We start from the raw sequence: 24485 nt of genomic DNA on the forward strand, positions 1-24485 counted from the left end.
CTTAAAAGCGCAATCTAGGTCAACGGCACGCGCACCGCGGCCTAAGAACCTGCCGATGCCGAGGCAATTAACCCACGCACCCGCAGCCCCAGCCACAGTGCACCACGCAATGGGGCCTGCCACCAGGCGGGGTGGCGGTCTGCTTGGAAGCGATAGGCGGAGTTGTGGTGAGCGCGTAGCATGGCGCCGGCGTGCGCTTGTGTGGAATGTCCCTTGGCGTGACTGATGACTGCTTCTGGGCAGAAAATGTTTTGGTAGCCGGCACGCGCGAAGCGATCGCCTAGATCTACATCTTCGAGGTACATGAAGTAACGCTCATCAAATCCGCCGATGGCCTCGAAAGCATCCCAACGCACAAGAAGGCAGGAACCAGATAACCAACCAGCCGGCCGCTGCGTAGTCATATCGGTTTCATTGCGATAAGCGCGCGACCACGGATTAGAGGGCCAGATCGAGGAAAAGAGGGCGTGCCCAATGCCGGTCGCTACGGTGGGCACGGCACGCGCAGAGGGGTAATTGGTGCCGTCCGGCTCTACTATGCGCGGGCCCACGGCCGCGGCGTCCGGCCACTGGCGGGCACACTCGATGAGCCGATCGATAGATCCCGGTCTAAAAGCAACATCCGGGTTGGAAATCAGGAAAAATTCCTCATCTACTCCGCCGCGCTCGCGGGCAAAGCGGGCACCGGCATTCATGCCAGCGCCGTAGCCGATATTCCCGCCGGTATCGAGGAAATCTACCCCGGCGCGCTCGCGGGCGGCAGCCTCGGGAACACCGTCGGTAGAGCCATTATCCGCAAGCACCACCTTGGTGCCGCGGGCGTACGCACTCGGCAGGGAGTCTAAAAAACTACCGAGGTATTGTCCGGGACTATAAGTCACGGTGATCACGGCCAGAGGGAGTTGAGTTGGAGTAGTCACAATGGCCACGAGCTTAGTCACAAGCACTCCTCGCGCTGGGCAGGGACACTGCCCGAACACGCGAAATCGGACGCGGATCACTAATTTTTTAACGTTCTGCCCTAAACTGTCTCCAGATCCCCACCAATCTAGAAAGCCTCCACTTGTGACTTCTGAGAACACTCGCCGGGCGCGCACCATTCAGCCGGCGCCCTCTGCCGCTAGTGCGGTAAAGCAAAAAGGTTCCACGGCCATAAAGACGATCGTTGCCCTGCTATCCGCCCTTATCCTGGTGGTATCTGGCGTGGGTTATGCCACCGTCGGCCGGCTTGATAATGGTATGTCTTCTGCCAAGGACTTGTCCTTAGGCGGCAAGGGGCTTTCCGGTGACTCACTCGATGGCGCGGTGGATATCTTGCTGGTGGGCAAGGATTCGCGTACCGATGCAAAGGGCGATCCCCTCTCCGATAAGGAACTAGCAGACCTGCACGCCGGCGTGGCCGATGGTGAGGAAAATACCGACACCATGATGCTCATCCGCGTTCCGGAGGATGGTTCCCGTGCTACCGCCGTGTCCATTCCGCGCGATACCTATGTTAAGGATCCGGAGTACGGCAATATGAAGATGAATGCTGTCTTCGCCTCTCACAAGAACGCCAAGGTGGACGAGCTCAAGCAAGAAAACGCAGAGGCTGAAGCAAAGGGCAAAAAGAAGCCGCACTCGGATAAGGACATCGAAAAGCAGGGCGTCGAGGCCGGCCGCGAAGGGTTATTGGCCATGGTGCGGTCCTTGACCGGTGTGTCCATCGACCACTACGCGGAGGTGGGCCTGCTGGGCTTTACCCTGCTTACCGACGCCGTCGATGGTGTCGAAGTCTGCCTCAATGATGACGTCAATGACGATATGTCTGGCGCTAAGTTCAGCAAGGGCAAGCAGACCCTCGATGGCGCCAAGGCCCTAGCCTTTGTGCGCCAGCGCTACAACCTGCCGCGCGGCGACCTCGACCGCATCGTGCGCCAGCAGGCTTTTATGGCTTCCCTGGTCAATAAAATCCTGGACAATGACACCCTGGCTAATCCCTCCAAGCTTTCCAAGATTGCCAAGGCGGTGGAACGCTCCGTAGTCATCGATGAGGGCTGGGACATCATGGGCTTTGTTACCCAGCTTGCCGGCTTGGCGGGCGGCAATGTCACCTTCACCACCATCCCGGTTACCTCCATCGACGGCCAGGGCGATTATGGCGAATCTATCGTCACTATCGACGCCGCCGAGGTTCACCGTTTCATGGACGATTTGGCTAAGTCCCACGATGAAGCCACCGATGAGGCCAAGGCCGAGGATAAGGACAAGCAGAAAAAGGCGGACAAGGACAAGGACGTCGATCCTAATATCAATATCCACGTCCTCAACGCCGGCAATATTGACGGCCTAGCTTCCGGCATCGGCTCTTGGCTTGAGGGCAAGGGCTATACGGTAGAGCGCTCCGCTAACGCGCAACCGGGCATCTACAGTGAGTCGCAAGTGGTAGCCGCTGATCCGACGAGCAAGGAGGCGAAAGCCCTAGCCAAGAAGCTGGGTGGCCTGCCGGTGGCAGAGAACCCGCAGCTCGATAATGACACCCTCATCGTCGTGGCTACCGATGACTACCAGGGCCCCTCCGATAAGGAGGCCAGCGCCCAAGAGCCGGAGGAAGACAAGTCCAGCCAGCCGGTAGGCACCCCGGGCGATGACTTCGGTACCGCCAAGGTTTCCCCAGAAATCGACGCCGGTGGCGATGGCCCGCGCTGCGTGAACTAGCACTTCTCCCCTACGATGGGCGAGTATGGAACTACTCGCCCATCTTCTGCATGCCGATGCCGCCTCTCCGCGGCTTACCGTATATAACGAGACCACCGGCGCACGCATGGATTTTTCCGGGCAAACGCTCGACAATTGGGTAGCGAAAATCGCCAATATGCTGGAAGAAGAGCTCGACTTAGAGGCAGATTCCACCATTGCCATCGATCTGCCCTCCTCGTGGCAAGCGGCCGTTGTGGCCTTAGGTGCGCTCGCCTCCGGCCCTTCCTATAGCTTTGGCGAGTCTGCCACGCTTGCCGACGTCGTTTTTACCTCCCCCTCCCGCTACCCCGCCGCCCATGAACGCCAACCCCAAGCCGATATCGTGCTCATCAGCGAGGACCCCTTTGGCCGCGGCGTCGTAGAATCCGGCGGCGATCTACCCACCGGCGCTATTGATTTCGGCCCCACCGTGCGCTTCTACGGCGATCAGTACTTTGGTGAAACCCAGCCACTGCCGCAACTCGTCAATACACCTGCGAGCGCCGAGCGCCTGCTATCTACCGGCTGGTCTGATAATGAGTCTTTTTCCCGCGCCGTGCTCGAGCCCCTCGCCGCGGGAGGTTCCGCCGTCATCGTTGCCGGCGTGTGCCCAGCAGAGCGGTTGGAGGAAATCGCCTCCAATGAGAAAGTGACAGCTCGCCTTTCCTAGGTTTAGCCGGCAGGATTGAGCCCAGATACACTTAGCACTCGTTATGTTTCTGGGAATCTCCGCGGACGCATGGTCCTATATCTTCATCGGCCTCCTCATCCTTGCCGGCACCATCACTCAAGGCGCCATCGGTTTTGGTTTAGGGACCATTGTCACACCCATCATCGCGCTCATTCGACCTGAGCTCCTACCCACGCTCATTCTGTTGCTCGCGTTGTGCATTTCTAGCTATACGTTATCGCGCTCCTACCGCGAGACTTCTTGGCGCGTGGTGGGAATCTCTTCTCTTGCCCGCATCCCCGGTTCCTTAATAGGCGCTTGGGCAATCGCGAGTCTGTCCCCCGATGGATTATCCATCTTCATCGGTTGCGCCGTACTCTTTGCCATGACCCTATCCAGTTTGGGATGGAGCCCGCGGCCAACCACCCTCAATACGCTCATCGCCGGCGTAGCCTCCGGTATCCTGGGCACCTCTACTTCCATAGGCGGCCCGCCCATGGCGTTGATTATGAAGCGTTTTGATCCGAACCGTACCCGCGGCACTTTGGCGGGCACCTTCGTCCTCGGAACCTTAATTTCTCTTATAATTTTGACGCTCAATGGACAGATCAGCAGCACCCAAGTAACCGCTGCGGCGGCCTATTTCCCCCTTATTGTCATTGGACTTATCGCAGCGAACTACCTCAACCGATTTATAGATAGGAAACTGCTCAACCGCATCGTCATCATTGTGGCCATCTCTGCAGCCCTCATGCTCATCATTGAAGCTGCCCTAATCTAGCCCTGCTTCTCACCCCTCAGCGGAAGGCCCCAATAAGCTCCTGTTGCGAAACACTCCAACCTCTGCCATGTAAACACCTATAACGTATGTCACGTAACATTCACGCGCAGGCATTTTATAACCCCCTTTCACCCGCTTAAATGCAGCGTACGACGCATATAGTGGCACGCCCATAATTTCACCACAAGACTCGCACGTCACTTTAGAAAAGAGTCAAATACCCCCATATAGGGGGTATTCCAATTCGCGCCAAATAGGCAATGTATAGACATCTATCCATCAATAATTTTTGACGCACTATCGGCCGCTTAGCGGGGACAAGATCCAATAAACCACTTAGTCTATATAAAAAATACCTACCTTCCAGCAGCGCAGATATATAGACATCTAAGAGATGAATTAACTCTAAGCCTGTTTTAGCGTTTTCTTAGCGCAACATCGAGAGTTGCTGGATTTCATTCATAAGTTCATTCATTTTCTACCTGCATTAGGAGAAGTTCTATATGTCGATTCGTCGTCGCATGACCGGCCTGACCGCCGGCCTCATCGTCGCCGGCACCGCATTCGCGGCACCGCTGGCTGGCGCCACCACCCAGACCGAGTCCTACCCGGAAACCCCGGCGCTGAACCCGGATCTGCCAATCATCCACACCACCCACGGTTCCGACCACATGAAGGCGAACGTTCTGAACCCTCGCCCGGTATGTAACCCGTGGGAGGACCACCGCACCGTGGTCTACAAGGTTTCCGATCGCTTCCTGCCGGCCGGCACCATCTCCACCACCAACCAGACCAAGAAGGACATCCCGCTACAGCAGAATCTGTCCAAGTCCCAGTCCATCTCCGTTTCCGTCAACGGTGACCGCACCGAGACCACGTCCATGAACCTGGGCGGCAAGGGCTCCGGCAAGAATGCCGAAGGCTCCGCAGGCATCTCCCACGAGATCGCAACCAAGATTGGTGCTAGCGCCTCCTACTCCCTGTCTTGGGAGGCTGGCCAGTCCATCGGACCTTACGACGTTCCGCCAAACCACACCGGTGAAGCTACCTACGGCTTCCGCGTGCTGAACATGACCGGTACCCAGCAGTACTGCAAGCCAAACGGCACCTGGTCCACCCCGACCGCTTGGAATGCAATGCAGCCGGTTAAGAACGAAGTTCGCGTCAAGCTGTACGACAAGCTGTCTGACTCCTACGCTCCTAACAAGGACGCCCAGAACACCACCGACGTCAACGACCCGAAGGTTGTGGAAGAGGACAAGAACCTCGAGGCTGACGCTGAGGTAATCAAGGACTCCGAGGGCAACGCCAAGGAAGCAACCGAGAAGGTATCCGAGGCAGAGGGCAAGAACGAAGAGGCTGCTGACAAGAAGAAGCAGGAAGAGGTTGATGCCAAGGAGGACAAGAAGGACTCCAAGCACAAGCTCGACCTCGAGCCTTACATGACCGTTTCCGGCGCTAAGCACGCTGGCTTCGCAGGCACCGTTGCAGTCCGCGCCAAGAACGTTGGCTCCGAGCGCTACTACGGTGAGTTCCCAGCTACCCAGTTCCGCGTTGATGTAAAGACCGCTAAGGGTCCGAAGGGCGTTGACCGCCTCATCACTCCGCGTTCCTCCAACGGCGCTCACATCCGTGACCTGGGCTTCAACGAGAAGACCTCCACCCGCTCCTTCGAGGTAACCCTGGCTAACCCGATTAACGCTGGCGAAGAGGCTCGCATTGCGAACCTGGACTTCGGCGATGGCAAGACCAAGGAAGGCCGCCTCATCAATAACATCGAGGTAACCCAGACCTCCCGCATCAAGGGTGATGACTCCAAGCACAACGACCAGAACGTTGACTCCCGCGAGCACACCTTGAAGGACACCGGCAAGAAGGCTGAGGGTCTGTTCTAAGAACTCCTACTTCTTCCCTAGGAACATAGTTTCCTAGCCAGTCTCAAAGAGAAGGCCGCTGCACCACTGATGGTGCGGCGGCCTTCTTCTTGTTCGTTTCACAGCTGCTTAACAACGAAAAGATGCAGGAACTCAATGCCCGCGTCGACGTCGGCGGTGAGGACTACACCACCGTGGCACTCGATTTTTTGAAGGAAGAAAACCTGATCGCGGACTAGTTGCCAAGCCTTAGCAAGATTCCCAAAGACCGTTACACCACCCTCGGTGCGGCGGTCTTTAATATTTATTTAACTTAGATCACACTTTTACTTTCGTTCGCCAAAACCCTCAGATAGATTGTTTATGTTGTCTTATTCACACGTACTGAAGGATGAATTCTATGTCTCACACGACTGCGAATGCGCCTGCTTCACCGGCCAGTTTACCCACTACCGGCGGCGCAGACACCCCAAGCGGCAGCCAGGTGACTACCAATAAGGCCGTCAATAGCCAGTGGACCATCACGCTCTTCGGCACTGCCGTGGGCGCAGGTATCCTCTTCTTGCCGATTTCCGCCGGCAGCTTCGGCTTCGTCCCGCTACTGGTAGCCACCCTGCTCATCTTCCCGATGACCTACCTGGCCCACCGTGCTTTCTCCTGGATCATTAGCTATTCGCCGCTGCATGGCGAAGACGTCCTTGCAGTACTCACCCACTTCTTTGGCCGGGGCAACGGCATCATCCTCGCGATTATCTACTGGTTCACCATCTTCCCGGTGGTGCTCATTTACGGCGTATCGATTACTAATACGGTCGATAGTTTCATCGTCAACCAGCTAGGTGGGCCGGAAATTTCTCGCTATATCTTGGCACCGCTGTGCGTAGGACTGATGACGCTGGCACTTGCCTTTGGCAATGCCATCATGTTGAAGATTGCTCAGTTCGTGGTTTATCCGCTCATCGTGGCGCTGGCAGCAGTATCGCTCTACCTCATTCCGCAATGGGACCTCGGCTCCTTCATGGAGGCCGGCGATCACACCGCTGGCGGGGTTATCAAGGCCATTATCCTTATCCTTCCCGTCTTGGTATTCTCCTTCTCCTTCGTTGCTGCGATTTCCCAATTCTCGCTGGGCATGGAAAAGGAATACGGAGCGGACCACCACGCACAGTCCGATAAGGTTATCCGCAATTCCGCCATCTTGCTGACCGTCTTCACCATGTTCTTTGTCTGGTCCTGCGCACTGGCCATGGGCGCAGACGGCATGCAGGAGGCAAATGACAAGAACCTGCCGGTACTTTCCTACTTCGCCAACGAAACCGGCACCCCATTTATGGCCTACATGGCACCCATCGTGGTTATTTGTGCAGTGGCTTCTTCCTATTTCGGCCATGCCCTTGGCACCATCGAGGGCACCCAGTACCTCTTCAACCTGGCCGCGCCGAAAGCCACAAAGAAGATGTCTGCCCGCACGCTTGACCTATGGACCTACCTCTTCATCTTCATCGCCACGTCACTGGTAGGAATTTTCAACCCCTCCATCCTGGACATGATTTCTGTCGTGGGCGGCGTCTTCTTCGCCTTCATGACCTACCTGCTTCCCATCTGGGTCATTTACCGAGTGGACGCCCTAGCCCGCTTCCGCGGCAAAAAGACCAACTATTTCGTGGCGGTCATGGGCTTTATCGTGCTCTTTGCCACCATCTGGGGAATGTTCCAATAATCCCACCAAAAGGTGGTTCGACAAGGACTTTTCCTGTCTGACAAGGTGGGAGGCATCATGTCAGAACAGGAAAAGGACCCCGACCTAAAAATCAAGCTCGGGCAGAATAACGAAATCAAAATTAAAAACAAATACGAGACGTTTTCCATCGCCAATGACATCGCCATCTCCGTGGTGTTTATCCTCGGCTCGGTGCTAACGCTTGCCGGCTTGTCGATGGTCGCTACCGTCTTCTACCTCCTGGGCAGCCTCGGCAGGGCAGCCCGCCCGGCCATCCGCTTAAAACGCCGCACACACCTGCAACGCATTGGCGCAGATGCAAATACTGCCGAAAGTTATGACTACTAAGCCACAAATGGGCTAGCAGTAAACTTTCAGCAACTAGCAGGGACCTATCAGGCACAATCCATTGTGGTAGCAGCCCCGTGCCCCATACTTAAATCATGCGTTTGAGAGAGCGCATACGAGAGAGATAGAGAGAACCCCTCAGTTTCCAGAGGGCGGCTAAAGCCGATACATGGAAACACCTTGTAGAGAGACGCCTGCGGCCCTCGGTTCCTTCCGGTTCCGAGGGCCGCAGGCGTTTTATCCTTTTATAGCGAAACGCTACTGGTGCAGCTTATTCTTTTTCGACGCGAATAGCACCGCGGTTCCAGTCACCAGCGCCGCAGCCACCAAATAGAAAGCAGGGGCAAGCTGCAGACCAGTGACATCAATAAGCCAGGTGGCAATCATCGGAGCGGTACCGCCAAAGATAGCATTGGCCGTATTAAACGTCAGCGCGAAGCCGGACAGGCGCACGTGCGTGGGGAACTGCTCGGAAAGGAAGGAAGGCAGGACGCCATCGTTAAGCGCCAGCACGCCACCCAAGCAGACTTGAATGATAATGACGAGGAGGATTCCGGCGCCGTCGAGAAGCATAAAGGCCGGAATGATAGTCACGCCCATAAAAGCTGCGGCGCACAGCATGGTCGTGCGGCGGCCCAGGCGGTCCGAAAGCATGCCGGTAAGCAAGGCAAAGCCCACATAAAATGCGGAGGCAACAGAGGATGCTATAAACGCCGGGGTTGCGGCCATACCCAGCTCTTCTGAGAGGTAGGTGGGCAGGTAGGTCAAGATGACGTAGAAGCCAATGGCGTTGAGCACCGCACCAGCAAAGGCAATGGCCAAGGCCTTGGGGTACTTGAGCACCTCACGCAGCGGAGATTCTTCCGGTTCATCCTGATCCTCAAAGTGGGAGGACTCCTCCGTATGACGGCGAATCCACAGACCGTACATGCCCAAAGGCAGCGCAATCAAGAAAGGCACGCGCCAGCCCCAGGAATCCAAGGCAGCATCGTCGAGCACGCCCGTCAGAAACGCCGCAATGAGCGAGCCCAGCAACAAGCCGGAAGCCGTAGCGGACGGCACCACCGCGGAATATATGCCGCGCTTGCCGGCCGGAGCGATCTCGGCCAAGTGCGTGGCCGCGCCTGCATACTCACCGGCTGCCGAAAAGCCCTGCACCATGCGGCACAGCAGCAGCAAAAGGGACGCGGCGAAGCCGATGGTGACATAGCCGGGAAGGAAACCGATGCACGCGGTAGCCAGGGACATCATCACAATGGAGACCGTTAGGGTCTGGATGCGTCCGTGTTTATCACCGAAGTGACCCCATACGATGCCACCCAAAGGCCGTACCAAAAATGACAGCGCAAAGAGTGCAAACGTCATAATCAGGGCACGGCGGCCTTCCATCTCTGGGAAAAAGACCCGGGAGATAATCGCGGACATATAGATATAGGCCGCGTAATCGAACCACTCAATGAAGGTGCCTATAAACGCTGCCTTTATGGCCGAGCGATGCTGGCGTTTTGTTTCTTCTGTATCTTCCACCTGTGCCGGCACGGCATCATTGGCTGGGGGTTGGGAAGTGAGAGGAGACATGCTCCTCACCTCAATTCTGTAGCTATACAAGCAGTTGAAAACGGCGCAGGCCCGCTGCGCGCATGCCCTCAACCCTACAGAATCAACTTATGGTGTACGTCACTTTTATGCGCCAATATTGCGCTCCCTCACAATTGTTACGCTTGTCAGCGCCTTATCCATCCTTTCCCAGCCATTAACAGCCACCCAACAGCCGAGCCTCATGGAGGCTACAGCACAGTGCCCCATACTGAGATCGTGCGCTTGAGAGAGCGCATACGAGAGAGATAGAGAGAACCCCCTGCAGTTTCCACAGGGCGGCACATGCCGATATATGGAAACAGTGAGAGAGACGCCTGTGGCTCCCAGTTCCGAAAGGAAGTGGGGGCCACAGGCGTTTTCCCAGTTAAGACCCTAACTTCATGCTGTAGAGGGCTTCTGCGGAATCTTTTTATCAAAATCAATAAGTCGGCCCAATGCCCAATCCTTATCAGTTAGCAGGCGAGAAAACACCAATCCGGCGCCAATGGAGCCAACCACCATCATTCCTGTCGCAACGTTTGCCAAAGCTTGATCCATTTGACCGTCATTCAAATAAAACACTGCTCTAAACATTGTCACCCCCGGAATCATGATCACTGCAGCCGGAACGGTCGTTGTAATACGAGGAAGGCGGGCCTTTTTAGAAGCAACCGCACCTAGCAGCCCAATCAATAGCCCTCCCACGAATGCCGCAAAGAAAATAGTTGTACCAGCGTGAATGAGGATCAAACGGAGCTCGTTTGCCACCGTTCCGACACACGCTGCGACCAAAACCATGCGGCGGGAAGAGTTGAAAAGAAAGGCAAAGCCAGCAATTCCCAGAAAACTTGCGACCGGCGCCAACAAAAACCACCTCATATCCTGTGCAGGGGCGGGTGGATCAGGGGTAAGTTGTGTCAACCAGCTAACCATCGAGACCGTGAAAGTCGCTGTAAATATAACAGTGAAGGCGTACCCTAACCTGACTATTCCTGCGTCCAAATCAAAACGCGCAATATCGATCAAAGCAGAGAAAAGAGGAAATCCGGGAATCAAGAATAAAACCGCTGCTACCACGCCCGAGGACAATTCACTCGGATCCACTGAGCCTATCGCGCCAAAAAATTCCGTTAAAAGGAAGAAAACGATACTTGCCGTTGTCCCGCCAGCAATTACTCCCCCGATTTGATGGACGTGCCGGTGGAGAACCGTGTACCGCACAAACTGGCCTGCAAACGCCGCTAGAGCCACCAACCCCACCGCTTCTAGCGGGAAAAAGTTAAGATACGCAAACGCCGCGCACGCGATCGCGGCGGCAAAAGAAAGAACTAAACCACTCCAGCGCTTTTTGACACCAAACTCAATAACATCCAGCATTGCCGCCAGCTCTTGGGCAGTAATCCCTGCATAGAGACGATTATGGGTCAGGTCTTCTAAGGCTTCTATCCGCGAAGCATCAACCGCAGGAGAATGTTGCCGGGCAATCACTGTCCTGAAATATTCCCCGCGGTGGAACGTACAAGTAATCTGCGTCAAACCCACTGTGGCATCTAAGTGGTCAAACCCCAAAGCTCGCGCACTGCGTTTCATCCCCCTTAAAACACGGTAGCCAGAAGTGCCGGCACCCATTAGGAGCATTCCCACCCGCAAGACAACATCCGCTTCCACGCCCATTTGCCGGTGCAATTCTGGATCAAATTGTTGCGACACATCTCCTCCTCTGACACGGTTTTAGCGCCTATTTAAAGGCTTCTCGACCCCAACCGAAGCCCGAGAACACACTTTTAGTTTTACCTAGAATCCTACGCAGAACCGCACCCCTATGAATAGTTCTTCATCGGCCTAGAGGTCGCCGCCTTTTACACCGTGGGCGGGTTTGCGCGTCTATTAGCCGATTTCCACCCCATTACCACAATACTCACAGGTAAAACGCAGGCCTGTAGCAGGCTAGGGAGTTATCTTAAGTTCATGCGTTTGAGAGAACGCAAGAGAGATAGAGAGAACCAGTTCCAGCGCCCTGCGGCCCCAAGTGAGGCCCGGGCGTTGGAGCTGTTTTAGGGGTCTGCCGGTTAATTGCACTAAGAAGCGCGGTGAACACAGGAATACCTTGCATAGAGAAAACTCACCAGACCTGGCGGCTATGTACTACTCCCCCACAGCCCGGATGCCAGCAGCATTGGCCGCACATCTTTTAAAAACCGTGCGGCCATGTACAGTTTCCCGCTTAGTCGTTGCCCAAATAGCTCAATGCAGCGGCAGCAAGTGCTTCGGTGCCAGTGCGCAATGTGGGTTGGAGCCGTGGGGCGAAGTGCGGGCTGTGGTTGGGAACATCCTTTCCTTCTTCGCGGCCGGAAAATACCCAGAAGCAATAGGGAACCCCATAGGCTCGCGCAATGGTGGAGAAATCCTCGCTGGCTGTTAGGGGCTCTGCGGTGAGAACGCGGTCGGCGCCGAAGTAGGATGTGAAGGCTTTCTGGAGCCGCGCCGTGGTCTCGTCATCATTGCTGGTAAGCGGGTAGGCATCGTGATAGTTAAATTCAGCAGGCTGAGGGCTACCGGCAGCCTGGCACTCAGCGTTGACGATGCGCTCGATGGCGTCGGAGATTTTGTCGCGTACTTGCTCACTATAGGCACGCACGTTGATCTTCAGGTTAGCCTCAAAGGGAATGATATTTGCCTTCGAACCGGCATTGATAGCACCCACGGTCAACACACCAAACTCGGAAGGGCTTAGTTCGCGGGAAATGACTGTCTGAAGGCGCATCACAATGGAGCTGGCCAGCACCACTGGATCGACGCTGAGGTGTGGCATGGAGCCGTGCGAGCCTTGGCCATAAACCTTGACATCCAGACTTACCGCGGTGGACATGAAGGGTCCTGCGGCAAGAGCAACGGTGCCAGCAGGAAATTGGCTAGCAAAAACATGTTGACCTAGGACAACATCGGGAGTTGCTACCTTATCTACCAGACCGTCATCCACCATGGACTGGGCACCGGCGGCGATTTCCTCGCCCGGTTGGAAAATTAGTTGCAGGGTGCCGGACCACTGGTCGGTGGCCTGCGCCATGAGCGCACCCATGCCCAGCAGGCTGGCCACGTGCGAATCGTGACCGCAGGCGTGCATGACGGGTATGGGGTTTCCATCCGGGTCAAGGGCGGTATCGGTGGAGGCATAATCCAGGCCAGTGTCCTCCTTGACTGGTAGGCCATCAAAATCCGCGCGCAGCATGACAGTTGGCCCGGCACCATTTTCTAAAATGCCAACCACGCCACCGCCTACATCCACTTGTTCAAACCCGAAGTCAGCAAGCTTGCCCTTGATGATGCCAAGCGTGCGCTCCTCCTGCATTGATAGCTCTGGGTGCTGATGCAGGTCCTTATAAAGTGGCTCCTGCCAAACTTTGACGGAGTCATAGTTACTGCAGACAGTGCGGACAGACATTGCTTCCTCCTTGTGGAATCGCGGTGGAATATGGGTGCCAGTGTAGAAGGGTGGGAGGAAGGTGGGCGTCGGCAAGCAAGGCATTTTTGTAATGCCAGCCATAGTTTTATGGTAAAGAGACAGACGCCATGGCCCGCTGAGCTGGAGTTTTTTAAAGGATCAATGACGCATCCACTTTTAACCCATCGGACATTAATAATTCACTGATTGTTTGTTTTCCATGTATCTGGGCTTCACCCGTCCACCCTAGATTGACCGGGTGACCTTTCAGGAAGACTCTCTCAGTGGCGGCAACTCAGGCACTACCATCGCCCGTCCCGCCCACACGGAAAACCCCAGTGATTCTGCGGCACTGGTGCGCAAAGCAGCGCGCAATCGCCACAAGGAATGGCTGCTGGCCGCAGCGCTATTAGCACCGAACCTGATCCTGCTGGCTGTGTTTACTTACCGGCCGCTGCTAGATAATATCCGGCTATCCTTTTTCAATTGGAATATTTCCAGCCCTACCTCCACCTTTGTAGGCTTGGACAATTATGTGGAGTGGTTTAGCCGCGAGGATACGAAGACCATCGTGCTCAACACTTTGGTATTCACGTTCTTTGCGGTCATAGGCTCCATGGTCATTGGTCTAGCGCTGGCATTACTGCTCAACCAGAACATTAAGGGCCGCAACTTTGCACGCTCGGTGGTCTTCGCGCCCTATGCCATCTCTGGCGCGGCCATTGGTATCGCCTTCCAATTCGTCTTTGACCCGAACTTTGGCCTCATCCAGGACATGCTGGGCTGGTTCGGCATCGACTCCCCGAATTTCTATGCCGTGCCAGGCTGGGCGATGTTCATGGTGACGTTCACCTTCGTGTGGAAAAACCTTGGATATACCTTTGTCATTTATCTAGCCGCGCTCCAAGGCCTAGACAAGGAACTGGATGAAGCCGCCGCTATCGACGGCACCGGACGCTGGCGCAAATTCTGGCGTGTGACCATGCCGCAGCTGCGCAATACGACCTTCTTCCTTTCCATCACGGTGCTTCTTAACTCCGTGCAGGTCTTCGACATCATCAACGTCATGACCCGTGGCGGCCCGCAGGGCAATGGCACGCAGACGTTGGTTTTCCAGATTTATAACGAGACCTTCGTCAACTTCCGCGCCGGCTACGGTGCGACTGCCGCCACCATCTTGTTCCTGATCCTGCTCATCATCACCCTGATCCAGGTACGCATCATGGATAAGCGAGGTTAACCCACATGGCTACTTCAACCCTTCACATGGTCACGGATGAATCCCCCACCACCCGTCGCGCGAAGCTCGTAGGCGGCTATTTGGGCATCCTCGCGGTACTGCTCCTTATTGGTCTCCCGCTCTTTTGGATCCTCATGACCTCTTTCAAGGCCAAGGGCGATATTTATACGGATCCGGTTAACTGGCTGCCGCCGGTATGGGAGACTGAGAATTACTCCGATGCCACCACCCGCGTGCCTTTCTGGACCTACCTGCGCAACTCGGTAGTAATTACCGCAGTGCTGTCCATCATCAAGATTGTGCTTGGTGTCATTTCTGCCTATGCGCTGGCCATCCTGCGCTTCCCAGGCCGCCATCTGGTGTTCTTATTGGTCATTTCCTCACTCATGGTGCCCAGCGAGATCACCGTCATTTCTAACTACGCCTTGGTCAATTCCTTGGGCTGGCGCAATACCTTCGTGGGCATCATCGTGCCGCTGGCCGGCGTGGCTTTCGGCACCTTCCTCATGCGCAACCACTTTTTATCCCTGCCCTATGAGCTGGTGGAAGCCGCCCGTATGGACGGCGCCGGCCCCATCCGCCTGCTCACCAAGGTGCTCCTGCCGGTCTCTTGGCCAACGCTGACCGCGTTTTCCGTCATCACCATGGTCAATGAATGGAATACCTACCTGTGGCCATTCCTCATGGCCGATACTGAGGACGTTGCCCCACTGCAGGTGGGTCTGACCATGCTGCAAAACAACGATGGCGTAACCAACTGGGGTCCGGTTATGGCCGCCACCATCCTCACCATCATCCCGATGGTGATCATCTTCCTAGCCTTGCAAAAGTACATGATTCAAGGCCTGACCACTGGCGCCGTCAAGGGATAGAAGGACTTCTACCCCACCCACGCTCGCCGTTTCCACATATTTTATTTCCCCCCTTAACCAGGAATTTTCAGGAGAACTACATGCTACGCCGCACATTCCTCGCCCTTGCTACCACAGCCGCATCTGCTACCACTCTCGCCGCTTGCGCCGGCACCTCTTCTACTAACCCACAAGGCGGTAAAGACAAAGGCGGCGATGGTGAAGTCACCGAACTGACCTGGTGGTCCAACCACCCGGGCACGTCTAAGGACATTGAGAAGGAAATCATCTCCCGCTTTGAAAAGGAGAATCCTGATATCAAGGTCAACCTCGTTGATGCCGGCAAGAACTACGAAGAGGCTGCACAGAAATTCAACGCCGCGCTCACCGGCCAAGATCTACCGGACATCGTGGTGCTTTCCGACGTCTGGTGGTACAACTTTGCCATCAACGGCCAGATCGCCAACGTGGATGACCTAGCGAAGGAAGCCGGCATCGACCTGTCTACCTATGTGCAGCCCCTCTACGAGGATTACAACTACGACGGCGGCCACTTTGCGCTTCCTTTCGCTCGTTCCACGCCGTTGTTCTACTACAACAAGGACGCGTGGAAGAAGGCCGGTCTGCCAGACCGCGGTCCGAAGTCCTGGGATGAGATGGACGAGTGGTCCAAGAAGCTCGCCGCGGCCGATTCCAAGATGAAGCCATTTGGCTGGGGCGATGCCGTGGACTACCTGGGCTGGATCTTCCAAGGCCCACTGTGGTCCAAGGGCGGTGCCTACTCCGATGAGTGGGACTTGAAGTTCACCGATGACAAGACCATCAAGGCCGTCGAGTGGCTCAAAGACATCACCGATGAAAAGAAGGGCTACTCCTACGTGGGCAATGACATGGCCATGGAGTTCGGCACCGGCCGCGCAGCCGCGACTGTGCTGTCCACCGGTGACCTGGCAGGCCTGACCGATACCGCTAAGTTCGAGCTCGGTACTGCCTTCCTGCCTAACCCGACTGGCGACGGCGCCTGCCCCACCGGTGGTGCTGGCCTTGCCATCCCAGCTGGCATCAGCAAGAACCGCCAGTTGGCTGCAATTAAGCTCATCGACTTCATCACCAATGAGGAAAACACCTGCTACTGGTCCCAGAACGTGGGCTATATGCCGGTGCGCTCCACCGCGGTAGACAACAAGGACCAGAAGAAGTTCATGGAAGAAAACCCGAACTTCGAAACCGCCATCAAGCAACTTCCGGAGACTCGCCCGCAGGATAATGCCCGTGTCTTCCTGCCCGGCGCGGACCAGGAGATTGGTGGTGCTTTCGAAAAGATTGTCACCAACCGCGATGACGTCACCAAGGTGCTTACAGACCTGCAAAAGACCCTGCAGTCCATTTATGACAACCAGGTCAAGACCGTCATCAATAAGTAGGCTCCCCTAGGCGCCCTCCTCCCCTCACTACATTCTGAAAGGTAACCATGGCTACTGTCACCTTCGATGGCGCAAGCCGCATCTACTCCAAGGATGCTAAACGCCCCGCCGTTGACCGCCTCAACCTCGATATTGCTGATGGCGAATTCTTGGTCCTTGTCGGCCCCTCCGGCTGCGGTAAGTCCACCAGCCTGCGTATGCTCGCCGGCCTCGAGCCCACCGACCGCGGCTCTATTCGTATCGGTGGTAAGGACGTCACTGGGGTGAGCCCCTCGGACCGCGACGTGGCCATGGTCTTTCAAAACTATGCGCTCTACCCCAATATGTCCGTAGCGCAGAACATGTCTTTCGCACTGGAAAACCGCAAGGTTCCTAAAAGCGAGATTAAGTCTCGCGTGCAAGAGGCCGCGAAAATCCTGCAGATGGAAGATCTGCTGGACCGCAAGCCCGCCAATCTTTCCGGCGGCCAGCGCCAGCGCGTGGCCATGGGACGCGCCATCGTGCGTGAGCCAGCCGTATTCTGCATGGACGAGCCCTTGTCCAACTTGGATGCCAAGCTGCGCGTATCCACCCGCGCGCAGATCTCTAACCTGCAGCGCCGCCTTGGCACCACCACCGTCTACGTCACCCATGACCAGACGGAGGCGATGACCATGGGTGACCGCGTCGCAGTTCTCAACGCCGGCGTCCTACAGCAGGTGGATACCACCCGTACCATTTATGACCGCCCGCAGAACGTCTTTGTCGCCGGTTTCATTGGCTCCCCGGCGATGAATATCTACGACCTCTCCCATAACTCCTCGGAGCTGCGTATCGGCTCTACCCGCATCAACTTGGCCAATTACAACTTCGATGGCGTTGAGACTGTCACCGTGGGCATCCGCCCTGAAGACTGGCAGCTAAGCGATACCGGCAATGGTGGGGCGAAGTTCACCGTCGCGCATATCGAGGAGCTGGGCAACCAGACCTACGTTTATGGCGACCTTAACGACGCCGCGGGCAGCAGCTCCGCCGATGGCATCCTTAAGTCCTCTACCCGCATGGGCGGTCAGACCGGCATCCTGGTCAATGCCCGCGGCCGTTACGCGGTGGGCGATACTTTCTATGTTTCCCCCGACCCGGACCGAGTGCATCTGTTTGGCACCACCACCGGGCAGCGCCTGAACTAGAAGCAGCGAATAGGCAGCTGACACCTTAGATTCTTATTTTTCCCTTTGCAGAAGATAAGAAACTGATATATGCTCGCACGCATAAGATGCCCATGCAGTGCCGTTTACCACGGATATTGCTGGGAATATTGCACTCAGCGAACCTTAAAATCAACCGAAAGGTAATTCACTGCCTATGCCTTCTTTCAAGAAGCTATCTGCCGCCACTTTGGCTGCAACAGCCATCCTCGGCACCGTCGCCGCACCGGCCGCCAGCGCCAAGAGCGACCCAGTTCGCTCCCTCATTTCTCCAGGCACCTGCAAGACCATCACCAAGTTGGCCAACGATGGCAAGCCAGTCCCGGATCCTTCCATCCTCCACGATGAAGACTCCGTAAAGCCGTACTTCAAAGATGGCGTGCTGGAGTACAAGGTGGTTGAAAACTTCCCGTACCGCAAGCAGCTGGATGCCGCGGTTGCCGAGTGGAACAAGGCCCTCAAGGGCAAGGCTTCCCTGAAGGAAGTTAAGCCTTCTGAGGCTGACGATGACACCATCGCCATCATCTTCAAGCCCGACCCAAATGGCTACGTCCAGGGTGCCGCTTACCCGGATCACAAGATGGTCTTCATCAAGATTCCTAATGCCCAGTACCCAGAGGCAATCCAGGGCACCATCGCTCACGAGCTGGGCCACATGATGGGCGCCGGTCACTCCTGCGCCGGCGCGCTCATGGCCGGTGCTAACCAGAACCCCATCTCCTACCACGTGACCCCACTGGATGCGGCGGCCATTATCCAGGGCCAGTTCGACTAAAACCCTGACGTCTCCTTTCCCCTAGGCCCAGTACGGTGCCTAGGGGATTTTTCTGTCTTCATCCGGCTTGATTTCTAGTGGTCGTGGAAACACCTGACATGGGTTAGGTGATTGTGTGGAGTCGAAATGGGTTCCGGATTCTGTTGTTGTGGCGCGGTTTGCGTCGTTGGTTCGGGCTGGTAGTTCAATACGGGCGGCTGCTGGGGTGGTTGGTTTAGCGCGTTCGGTGGCGTATCGGCTTGCTGGTGAGTTGGACTTGCCGCGCAAGCGCCGCAGGACTACTAGCTCGGATGACAGTCAGGAAATAGCTCGCCTGTGGCTGGAAGGTGTGGCACCGATGGATATTGCGCGCCAGCTTTCTATAGGCTCTTCTCCGGTGTACCGCATCGGTATTGAGCTTGGTTTGTGGAAGCGCAATCCATATGGCCGCAAAGCTGCGGCAACAACTGGCCGATGTAGCTATCTGCAACTGCGTGCGAATGCTTTAGGGCGCAAAGATGCAGCTTTAGCCTGTGGCATTCATCCGCGTAATGCTGCTGATATAGACAAAGGTGTCATTAAGCTTTCTACCGGGCGTGTGCCTTTTGTCCCGGCTGGCCCGGATGTGGCGCTGTATAACAGGCTTATGCAGGTAATTGAGTACGTTGATGGTCGCCAAGCAGTTCCAGTCCAGGTTATTCCGCAACAGCGTATCGATAGGCGTATTTCTTCGCGCTACTTGTCGGTAGAAGAGCGCGAGCTCATCTTTGATCTTGACCGGCAAGGCAAAGGCGTACGTGAGATAGCTCGGCGTCTTGCCCGCTCTGCTGGCACTATCAGCAAGGAGCTTAAACGCAACCGGGATGAATTTGGGGTGTATCTTCCCACGTATGCGCACCGTAAATCGGTGTTGCGTAGGTTTAGACCGAAAAAGCGCAAGATTGATGCCAATCCACGTTTGCGCACGGTGGTCTGGGCGATGGTGAAAGATAGGTACTCGCCAGAGCAGATTTCTGGGAGGTTGCGCAGCTGCTATCCCGGTGATGAGACTATGTACGTGTGTCCTGAAACGATTTATCAGTCTTTGTATTTCCAGGCTAAAGGCGAGTTGAAAAAGGAAGTCGCTGCTGCACTGCGTCGCGGTCACGCCCAACGTCGACCTCGTGGCACGCGCAGTGCCCGCAAGCGGTTTGTTGACCCTATGGTGATGATTTCCGACCGCCCAGCAGAAGTAGACGACCGGGCAGTACCAGGTCATTGGGAAGGCGACCTCATTCTAGGCGCGGGTAATAAGTCCGCAATTGGAACGCTAGTAGAGCGAACCACGCGCTATGTCATCTTGCTGCATTTACCGAATGGGCATAGTGCTACCGAAGTAAATGAAGCACTTACAAAAGCGATTGCTACCTTGCCAGATCATCTCAAAGGATCACTTACCTGGGATCAGGGAAGTGAAATGGCCTGCCATAAGGCCTTTTCTGTAGCTACAAACTGTCCCGTGTTTTTCTGCGATCCTGGTTCGCCGTGGCAGCGAGGCACCAATGAAAACACCAATGGACTACTAAGACAGTACTTCCCTAAAGGGACAGACCTCAACGTCCATAGTGCAGCGGACCTAGAATTCGTCGCCATGCAACTCAACCGCCGACCCCGCAAAACCCTGGGCTTTCAAACACCAGCCGAGAAAATGGCCGCACTGATAAACTCAACCGAAACATAGGAAGTGTTTCCACGACCACTAGAATCTGCCCGAGCGGGGAGGCTTAGGCCAGTTCGTCGTTGAAGTAATCTTCGAAGATGGCACCGGCGTTGCGGAAGGCTTCACTAAGCGAAGTTCCACCACGGGTTTCCACAAAAATCTCGAAGGCGGTCAGGAACTGGGTGTGGATGATGTTGACGGTCGGCGTGAGGCGCGAATCGGAGGATTTCCAGCCCTCACGGGCTTGCACGGCTTGGCGGAGGCGCTCAATAGTGCGGCTATTGCGCTGGTAATACAGGGCACGCAGCTTCGTATCCTTAGCTAGCGCCTGGGCCGTCAGCTGGGAAATTTCGGGGAAGAACTCATCACCCACGGCGCGGTCAAATACGGCTTTGGCCACGATTTCAGAATCTTCGCGCAGGCTTCCGGTGGGCAGTCCGGCGGCGAAATTCTGAAATTGGTGCTCTAGTTCCTCCGAAAATTCGGGACCTAAAACTGCCGATTCTTTGTCTTTTATGTAATTAAAAAGGGTACGGCGGGAAACGCCTACCTTTTGGGCGAGTTCCTCCATAGTGAACCCGCCGTATCCGGCTTCGATGACGAGGTTGAGCGCAGCGACTCGGATTTGTGATATACGCGGCATAAATGCCCCTTTCTGTCCCGACGCTCTAAGGGCCTTACTTTCGTTTTCTAAACCCTTAAATCTTTAGGTGAAAATGGTATTTCCCTACAAACTAAGGCGTTTGGGGTGATTTTATTACCTCATATTCAACTATGGAAACAGCCGTGCGCACGGGAAGAATTTACTACCGGCACGGCCGTACGTTTAGGCCCGTCATAGAACTATTTAACAAAGCTGTGATGTTAGACAACCACAGTATCTGTGCGGCCAGCCATCCGCTCCAATTATCCGCCCGCACGTTCGAAAGCCCAATGGTGCTCGTGTCGGGTAGGGCCGCTAAGATGAGTCAACGATGAAAAACGTTAAGCCACTGGTGAAATGGGCGGGCGGGAAGCGCCAGCTCTTGCCACATATCCACGCCGCCCTACCGGCGGATGTCCCGCGGCGGTTTTATGAGCCCTTCATCGGTGGCGGCGCGGTGCTTTTCTCTCTCCAACCAGCCAGCGCACGGGTCAATGATCTCAATGCTGAGCTCATCAACCTATATGAGGTGGTACGCGGCGGCGTCGACGAGCTCATTGCAGAGCTCGTGAGCTATCCCAATGAGGCGGAGTTCTTCTATGCGCTGCGCGCAGTGGACAGGGATGCGAAGCGGTTTGCCGCCCTCTCCCCCATCGAGCGTGCTGCACGAACGCTGTATCTCAACCGCACCTGCTATAACGGCCTGTATCGCGTGAATACGGCAGGTCAATTTAATGCGCCGTTCGGGCGCTATAAGAATCCCACCATTTGCGATGAAGACACGCTGCGTGCGGTGCACCGCTATTTTGCGGAAAATGAGGTGATCTTTTCCCAAGGCGATTTCGCCGCGGCGGTGGCAGAAGCAGGCGAAGGCGATTTTGTCTATTTCGACCCGCCCTATGACCCCGTCAATGTGACGAGCTCGTTTACCGGCTATCAAAAGGGTGGCTTTGACCGCGCGGAGCAAGAACGGCTCAAAGAGGTCTGCGATGAGTTGGACGAACGCGGGGCAAAGTTTTTGCTGTCGAATTCGGCCACCGAGTTCATTCGAGAGCTCTATGCGGATTATGAGGTAGGCATCGTGGGAGCAACGCGGGCGATCAATTCCGTCGCTTCGAAGCGCGGCAAGGTCGATGAGGTACTGGTGCGCAATTATGAGGTCAGTGGTGACTAGCGGACCGAAGGCGCACGCGGGGCGGGAGCTGCAGGAGGAGCTGCGGGCACGTTTTGGCGTGCCGGAGTCGGTGAAGCTAGGCGTTAATGACTGGGGTTGGCTGCGCATCTTGGCGGCTGGCTACGGCGAAGAATTGGAACGGCGAGGGTATTTTTTCATCAGCGCGCGGGAAGTGGAGAAAATCTCTGCTCGGCAGCCACGGTTGATGGCCAAGCATGATTTTTCCACCTCGCGGCCTTGGATCTTTCAGCGCCTACAGCTCGGCATCGTGCCGGTAAGCCGCAGCGAATACTTGGTGGGCCGGTTCAACCTCTACGAGAAGTTTCCGCAGGCACAGCGCGGGGAGGTACGTACGCTGCAGCTGCCAGCGGGTCTAGATACCCTCTCGTTGGAGGGGGTGAGCTCGGAGGCGGTGGCGTTAAATGGGGCGTCGGCAAGCGGGATGCTAGAAGACTTTCTGGCCTGCGGGCCTTTGCAAGCTACGGTGGCAGGCCGCATGTCCACGCGCGAGATGCAGGTGCGGCTGCCAGACCTGGGCGTGGAGGTGGCGGTGGACCGCGCACAGATGGAAATCGACGGCGGATTTGAATCGCTCGAGCATCTAGTGCTGGTGGAGGCGAAAAATCATCTCTCGGATGATTTCAATATCCGGCAGCTATATTTTCCCTACCGGCGCTTCCAACAGCGCCTGGCCAAGGAAGTGGTACCGGTTTACCTGGTGTATTCCAATGGCATTTTCCACCTATACCGCTATGAATTTAGGGATCCGGCCGATTTTCGCAGTATTGCGCTGGTCGATAGCGCCCGCTACGCACTGTCGGCCTCGCACCTTGATGCGCAGGCGGCTCTGGATATCGTTCGGGCAGTGGAGCCTGTCGTCGAGCCGGAGGTGCCCTTTCCGCAGGCCAATAACTTTGAGCGGGTGGTCAACCTCTTGGAGCTCATGGCGCTGCAGCCGCTGAGTAAGGCAGAGATTACTCAGCGCTATGATTTCGATCCGCGGCAGGCGGACTATTATGCCAACGCCGCGCGCTACCTGGGGTTGGCGGTGCAGGTGGATGAGGCCTGGGAGCCCACCGAGCGCGGGAGGAGAATTATCGAGCAGCCGCAGCGCGATGCCCGAAATGCGGCGCTCATACGGACGTTGGCGGCGCGGCGGGTATTTCGCGAGGTGCTCGAACTCAGCTTGGCTCGCGGCGCGGTCGCCAGCACCGCGGAAATTATTGCGGCGATGGAGGACCTGGGCCTGAGCTTGGCGACGTCCCGGCGGCGCGCCTCCACCGTCGCCCGCTGGATCCAGTGGGTGCTCGATACGGTGGCGGAGGGAATGCCGCGGCTGTTTTAGTGCATTAGGTTCTGCGCACCGGAGACGATGAGGACGATGCCGGCGACAAGGAAAAACAGGCCCGAGCCGATATCGATCCACGGACCAGCGGCGATGAGCTTGCGGCGCACGGCGTTGGTAGAAATTACCGTGGCAACGACGAGGAAAAAGAGGAAGGCCGAAAGCGATAAGGACAGCGTCAGCCCGATGGCCAACCAGATGGGCGGGCTGGCGGGAAGCAGCGGGGCGATCATCGCGGCGAGGAAGAGCACAATTTTCGGGTTGGACATATTCGTCGCCAAGCCGACCTTGAAGGCAGAGCGTAGGCGCCCGAGTTGCGCGGCGGCGTCTTCCAGATCCACCGGCGGGTTGGCGCGCTGGGCGATGCCACTGCGCAGCGCGCGAGTGCCCATAAACACGAGGAAACAACCGCCGATGGCCTGTACCGCGCCGAGGATTTCTGGGAAAGCCGTCAGCAGCGCTGCGGCGCCGAAAACGGTGGCGGTACACCAAAAGAGCACGCCGATTTGGATGCCGGCGGCTGCGGCTATGGCGTGGCGCCGCGAGCGGGTGGCGTAGCGGGTCACCAAAATAATGTCGGGTCCGGGCGAAGCAACGCCCACCAGATTCATCAATAAGAGGGTGAAAAAGGACGTCCAGGTCACTCCCCTGCCTCGCTTTCTAGGCGCGGGATGAGGTCCTCGCGGCCAAACATGCGGGCGGAATCCAGCGCGGAGGGATGGCCAGCGGCAGGGTCGGCGTGGGCGGCCAAGAGGGCGTCAATTACCGCATCTTCCTTTTTGAAGATGGCACCGGCCAGGGGTGATTGGCCGCGGTCATTGAGCAGATTAACGTCCGCGCCGGCGCGAGCAAGTGCGGTAACCAGCTCGGCGTGGCCGTGATAGGCCGCGAGCATGAGAAAGGACTGGCCGTCCTGGTTCACGAGGTCAATATTCACGCCGTGGTCGATATAGGCCAGGAGGTCCAAGCTGCCCTCGCGTGCCATGTCAAAGAGCCGACCGGCGAATTCCTGCACTTGCGTCTCAGACATAGCTTCT

Annotated in this window: 22 protein-coding genes; 15 read left to right on the top strand and 7 right to left on the bottom strand. The window is 56.4% G+C overall.

The window, feature by feature from the left end; all coding sequences use genetic code 11:
* Window positions 1-41 precede the first annotated feature (41 nt).
* Complete coding sequence (locus tag ACLI1L_RS09815; protein ID WP_086587977.1) at window positions 42-941, bottom strand: glycosyltransferase family 2 protein; 900 nt, start codon at window positions 939-941, stop codon at window positions 42-44.
* Window positions 942-1065: 124 nt separating this feature from the next.
* Here ACLI1L_RS09815 and ACLI1L_RS09820 point away from each other — a divergent pair, with 124 nt between their 5' ends.
* From ACLI1L_RS09820 to ACLI1L_RS09850, 7 genes are all read left to right on the top strand, one after another.
* On the top strand, window positions 1066-2697 hold the full coding sequence (locus tag ACLI1L_RS09820) for an LCP family protein (RefSeq protein ID WP_086587976.1): 1632 nt from the start codon (window positions 1066-1068) through the stop codon (window positions 2695-2697).
* A 25-nt stretch (window positions 2698-2722) separates the two neighbouring features.
* Window positions 2723-3388 carry a TIGR03089 family protein gene (locus ACLI1L_RS09825; protein ID WP_086587975.1) on the top strand — a complete coding sequence of 222 codons (666 nt, stop codon included), beginning with the start codon at window positions 2723-2725 and terminating at the stop codon, window positions 3386-3388.
* A 43-nt stretch (window positions 3389-3431) separates the two neighbouring features.
* Window positions 3432-4169, top strand: a complete 738-nt coding sequence (locus ACLI1L_RS09830; RefSeq protein WP_411707464.1) for a sulfite exporter TauE/SafE family protein — start codon at window positions 3432-3434, stop codon at window positions 4167-4169.
* Between the two features lie 503 nt (window positions 4170-4672).
* Complete coding sequence (locus tag ACLI1L_RS09835) at window positions 4673-6064, top strand: hypothetical protein (protein WP_086587973.1); 1392 nt, start codon at window positions 4673-4675, stop codon at window positions 6062-6064.
* An 89-nt stretch (window positions 6065-6153) separates the two neighbouring features.
* Window positions 6154-6282: a glycine betaine ABC transporter substrate-binding protein gene (locus ACLI1L_RS09840; protein ID WP_394286332.1), complete on the top strand. Its 129-nt coding sequence runs from the start codon at window positions 6154-6156 to the stop codon at window positions 6280-6282.
* Between the two features lie 161 nt (window positions 6283-6443).
* Window positions 6444-7763: an amino acid permease gene (locus tag ACLI1L_RS09845; RefSeq protein ID WP_394286333.1), complete on the top strand. Its 1320-nt coding sequence runs from the start codon at window positions 6444-6446 to the stop codon at window positions 7761-7763.
* Window positions 7764-7820: 57 nt separating this feature from the next.
* A complete protein-coding gene (locus tag ACLI1L_RS09850; protein WP_394286334.1) occupies window positions 7821-8111 on the top strand; it encodes a YrhK family protein in 291 nt (96 codons plus the stop codon).
* A gap of 258 nt (window positions 8112-8369) precedes the next feature.
* Here the strand turns inward: ACLI1L_RS09850 and ACLI1L_RS09855 are convergent, their stop codons facing one another.
* The 3 genes from ACLI1L_RS09855 to ACLI1L_RS09865 form a co-directional block, all read right to left on the bottom strand.
* A complete protein-coding gene (locus ACLI1L_RS09855; protein WP_086587972.1) occupies window positions 8370-9689 on the bottom strand; it encodes an MFS transporter in 1320 nt (439 codons plus the stop codon).
* Between the two features lie 399 nt (window positions 9690-10088).
* Complete coding sequence (locus ACLI1L_RS09860; protein WP_411708373.1) at window positions 10089-11363, bottom strand: threonine/serine exporter ThrE family protein; 1275 nt, start codon at window positions 11361-11363, stop codon at window positions 10089-10091.
* 550 nt (window positions 11364-11913) lie between these two features.
* Window positions 11914-13131: an amidohydrolase gene (locus tag ACLI1L_RS09865; RefSeq protein WP_086587971.1), complete on the bottom strand. Its 1218-nt coding sequence runs from the start codon at window positions 13129-13131 to the stop codon at window positions 11914-11916.
* A 259-nt stretch (window positions 13132-13390) separates the two neighbouring features.
* Here ACLI1L_RS09865 and ACLI1L_RS09870 point away from each other — a divergent pair, with 259 nt between their 5' ends.
* From ACLI1L_RS09870 to ACLI1L_RS09895, 6 genes are all read left to right on the top strand, one after another.
* Complete coding sequence (locus ACLI1L_RS09870) at window positions 13391-14371, top strand: carbohydrate ABC transporter permease (protein ID WP_244169512.1); 981 nt, start codon at window positions 13391-13393, stop codon at window positions 14369-14371.
* A gap of 26 nt (window positions 14372-14397) precedes the next feature.
* Entirely contained in the window at window positions 14398-15243 is an 846-nt protein-coding gene (locus ACLI1L_RS09875; RefSeq protein ID WP_034656258.1) for a carbohydrate ABC transporter permease, read from the top strand.
* An 80-nt stretch (window positions 15244-15323) separates the two neighbouring features.
* Window positions 15324-16646, top strand: a complete 1323-nt coding sequence (locus ACLI1L_RS09880; RefSeq protein ID WP_049359450.1) for an ABC transporter substrate-binding protein — start codon at window positions 15324-15326, stop codon at window positions 16644-16646.
* A gap of 47 nt (window positions 16647-16693) precedes the next feature.
* The gene (locus tag ACLI1L_RS09885) at window positions 16694-17815 is read left to right on the top strand and encodes an ABC transporter ATP-binding protein (RefSeq protein WP_411707465.1); all 1122 of its coding nucleotides are present in this window, start codon (window positions 16694-16696) and stop codon (window positions 17813-17815) included.
* Window positions 17816-17990: 175 nt separating this feature from the next.
* On the top strand, window positions 17991-18608 hold the full coding sequence (locus ACLI1L_RS09890; RefSeq protein ID WP_411707466.1) for a hypothetical protein: 618 nt from the start codon (window positions 17991-17993) through the stop codon (window positions 18606-18608).
* A gap of 625 nt (window positions 18609-19233) precedes the next feature.
* Complete coding sequence (locus ACLI1L_RS09895; protein ID WP_239206889.1) at window positions 19234-20307, top strand: IS30 family transposase; 1074 nt, start codon at window positions 19234-19236, stop codon at window positions 20305-20307.
* 43 nt (window positions 20308-20350) lie between these two features.
* Here the strand turns inward: ACLI1L_RS09895 and ACLI1L_RS09900 are convergent, their stop codons facing one another.
* Window positions 20351-20929, bottom strand: coding sequence for a TetR/AcrR family transcriptional regulator (locus ACLI1L_RS09900; protein WP_086588296.1), 579 nt, complete (start codon window positions 20927-20929; stop codon window positions 20351-20353).
* A 331-nt stretch (window positions 20930-21260) separates the two neighbouring features.
* Between ACLI1L_RS09900 and ACLI1L_RS09905 the strand changes: the two genes are divergently transcribed.
* The gene (locus ACLI1L_RS09905; protein ID WP_023020956.1) at window positions 21261-22103 is read left to right on the top strand and encodes a DNA adenine methylase; all 843 of its coding nucleotides are present in this window, start codon (window positions 21261-21263) and stop codon (window positions 22101-22103) included.
* A complete protein-coding gene (locus ACLI1L_RS09910; protein ID WP_411707467.1) occupies window positions 22096-23448 on the top strand; it encodes a type II restriction enzyme in 1353 nt (450 codons plus the stop codon). The genes ACLI1L_RS09905 and ACLI1L_RS09910 overlap by 8 nt, the downstream gene beginning before the upstream one ends.
* On the opposite strand, the gene ACLI1L_RS09915 is transcribed toward ACLI1L_RS09910, so the two are convergent.
* The gene (locus tag ACLI1L_RS09915) at window positions 23445-24092 is read right to left on the bottom strand and encodes a LysE family translocator (protein WP_411707468.1); all 648 of its coding nucleotides are present in this window, start codon (window positions 24090-24092) and stop codon (window positions 23445-23447) included. The genes ACLI1L_RS09910 and ACLI1L_RS09915 overlap by 4 nt on opposite strands.
* Window positions 24089-24478 (bottom strand): ankyrin repeat domain-containing protein, encoded by a 390-nt coding sequence (locus ACLI1L_RS09920; protein ID WP_411707469.1) that lies wholly within the window; start codon window positions 24476-24478, stop codon window positions 24089-24091. The genes ACLI1L_RS09915 and ACLI1L_RS09920 overlap by 4 nt, the downstream gene beginning before the upstream one ends.
* Window positions 24479-24485: the final 7 nt, after the last annotated feature.

The sequence above is a fragment of the Corynebacterium sp. LaCa117 genome (genome assembly GCF_046717765.1).
GTDB classification, from domain to species: Bacteria; Actinomycetota; Actinomycetes; order Mycobacteriales; family Mycobacteriaceae; genus Corynebacterium; species Corynebacterium kefirresidentii.

Excerpts from the sequence above, each read along its gene's own strand:
- ACLI1L_RS09890 (WP_411707466.1), top strand. The coding sequence starts at position 17,991 with ATGCCTTCTTTCAAGAAGCTATCTGCCGCCACTTTGGCTGCAACAGCC.
- ACLI1L_RS09875 (WP_034656258.1), top strand. The coding sequence starts at position 14,398 with ATGGTCACGGATGAATCCCCCACCACCCGTCGCGCGAAGCTCGTAGGC.
- ACLI1L_RS09830 (WP_411707464.1), top strand. The coding sequence starts at position 3,432 with ATGTTTCTGGGAATCTCCGCGGACGCATGGTCCTATATCTTCATCGGC.
- ACLI1L_RS09920 (WP_411707469.1), bottom strand. The coding sequence starts at position 24,478 with ATGTCTGAGACGCAAGTGCAGGAATTCGCCGGTCGGCTCTTTGACATG.
- ACLI1L_RS09885 (WP_411707465.1), top strand. The coding sequence starts at position 16,694 with ATGGCTACTGTCACCTTCGATGGCGCAAGCCGCATCTACTCCAAGGAT.
- ACLI1L_RS09850 (WP_394286334.1), top strand. The coding sequence starts at position 7,821 with ATGTCAGAACAGGAAAAGGACCCCGACCTAAAAATCAAGCTCGGGCAG.
- ACLI1L_RS09895 (WP_239206889.1), top strand. The coding sequence starts at position 19,234 with ATGCAGGTAATTGAGTACGTTGATGGTCGCCAAGCAGTTCCAGTCCAG.
- ACLI1L_RS09845 (WP_394286333.1), top strand. The coding sequence starts at position 6,444 with ATGTCTCACACGACTGCGAATGCGCCTGCTTCACCGGCCAGTTTACCC.
- ACLI1L_RS09905 (WP_023020956.1), top strand. The coding sequence starts at position 21,261 with ATGAAAAACGTTAAGCCACTGGTGAAATGGGCGGGCGGGAAGCGCCAG.
- ACLI1L_RS09855 (WP_086587972.1), bottom strand. The coding sequence starts at position 9,689 with ATGTCTCCTCTCACTTCCCAACCCCCAGCCAATGATGCCGTGCCGGCA.
- ACLI1L_RS09900 (WP_086588296.1), bottom strand. The coding sequence starts at position 20,929 with ATGCCGCGTATATCACAAATCCGAGTCGCTGCGCTCAACCTCGTCATC.
- ACLI1L_RS09835 (WP_086587973.1), top strand. The coding sequence starts at position 4,673 with ATGTCGATTCGTCGTCGCATGACCGGCCTGACCGCCGGCCTCATCGTC.
- ACLI1L_RS09825 (WP_086587975.1), top strand. The coding sequence starts at position 2,723 with ATGGAACTACTCGCCCATCTTCTGCATGCCGATGCCGCCTCTCCGCGG.
- ACLI1L_RS09860 (WP_411708373.1), bottom strand. The coding sequence starts at position 11,363 with ATGGGCGTGGAAGCGGATGTTGTCTTGCGGGTGGGAATGCTCCTAATG.
- ACLI1L_RS09865 (WP_086587971.1), bottom strand. The coding sequence starts at position 13,131 with ATGTCTGTCCGCACTGTCTGCAGTAACTATGACTCCGTCAAAGTTTGG.
- ACLI1L_RS09880 (WP_049359450.1), top strand. The coding sequence starts at position 15,324 with ATGCTACGCCGCACATTCCTCGCCCTTGCTACCACAGCCGCATCTGCT.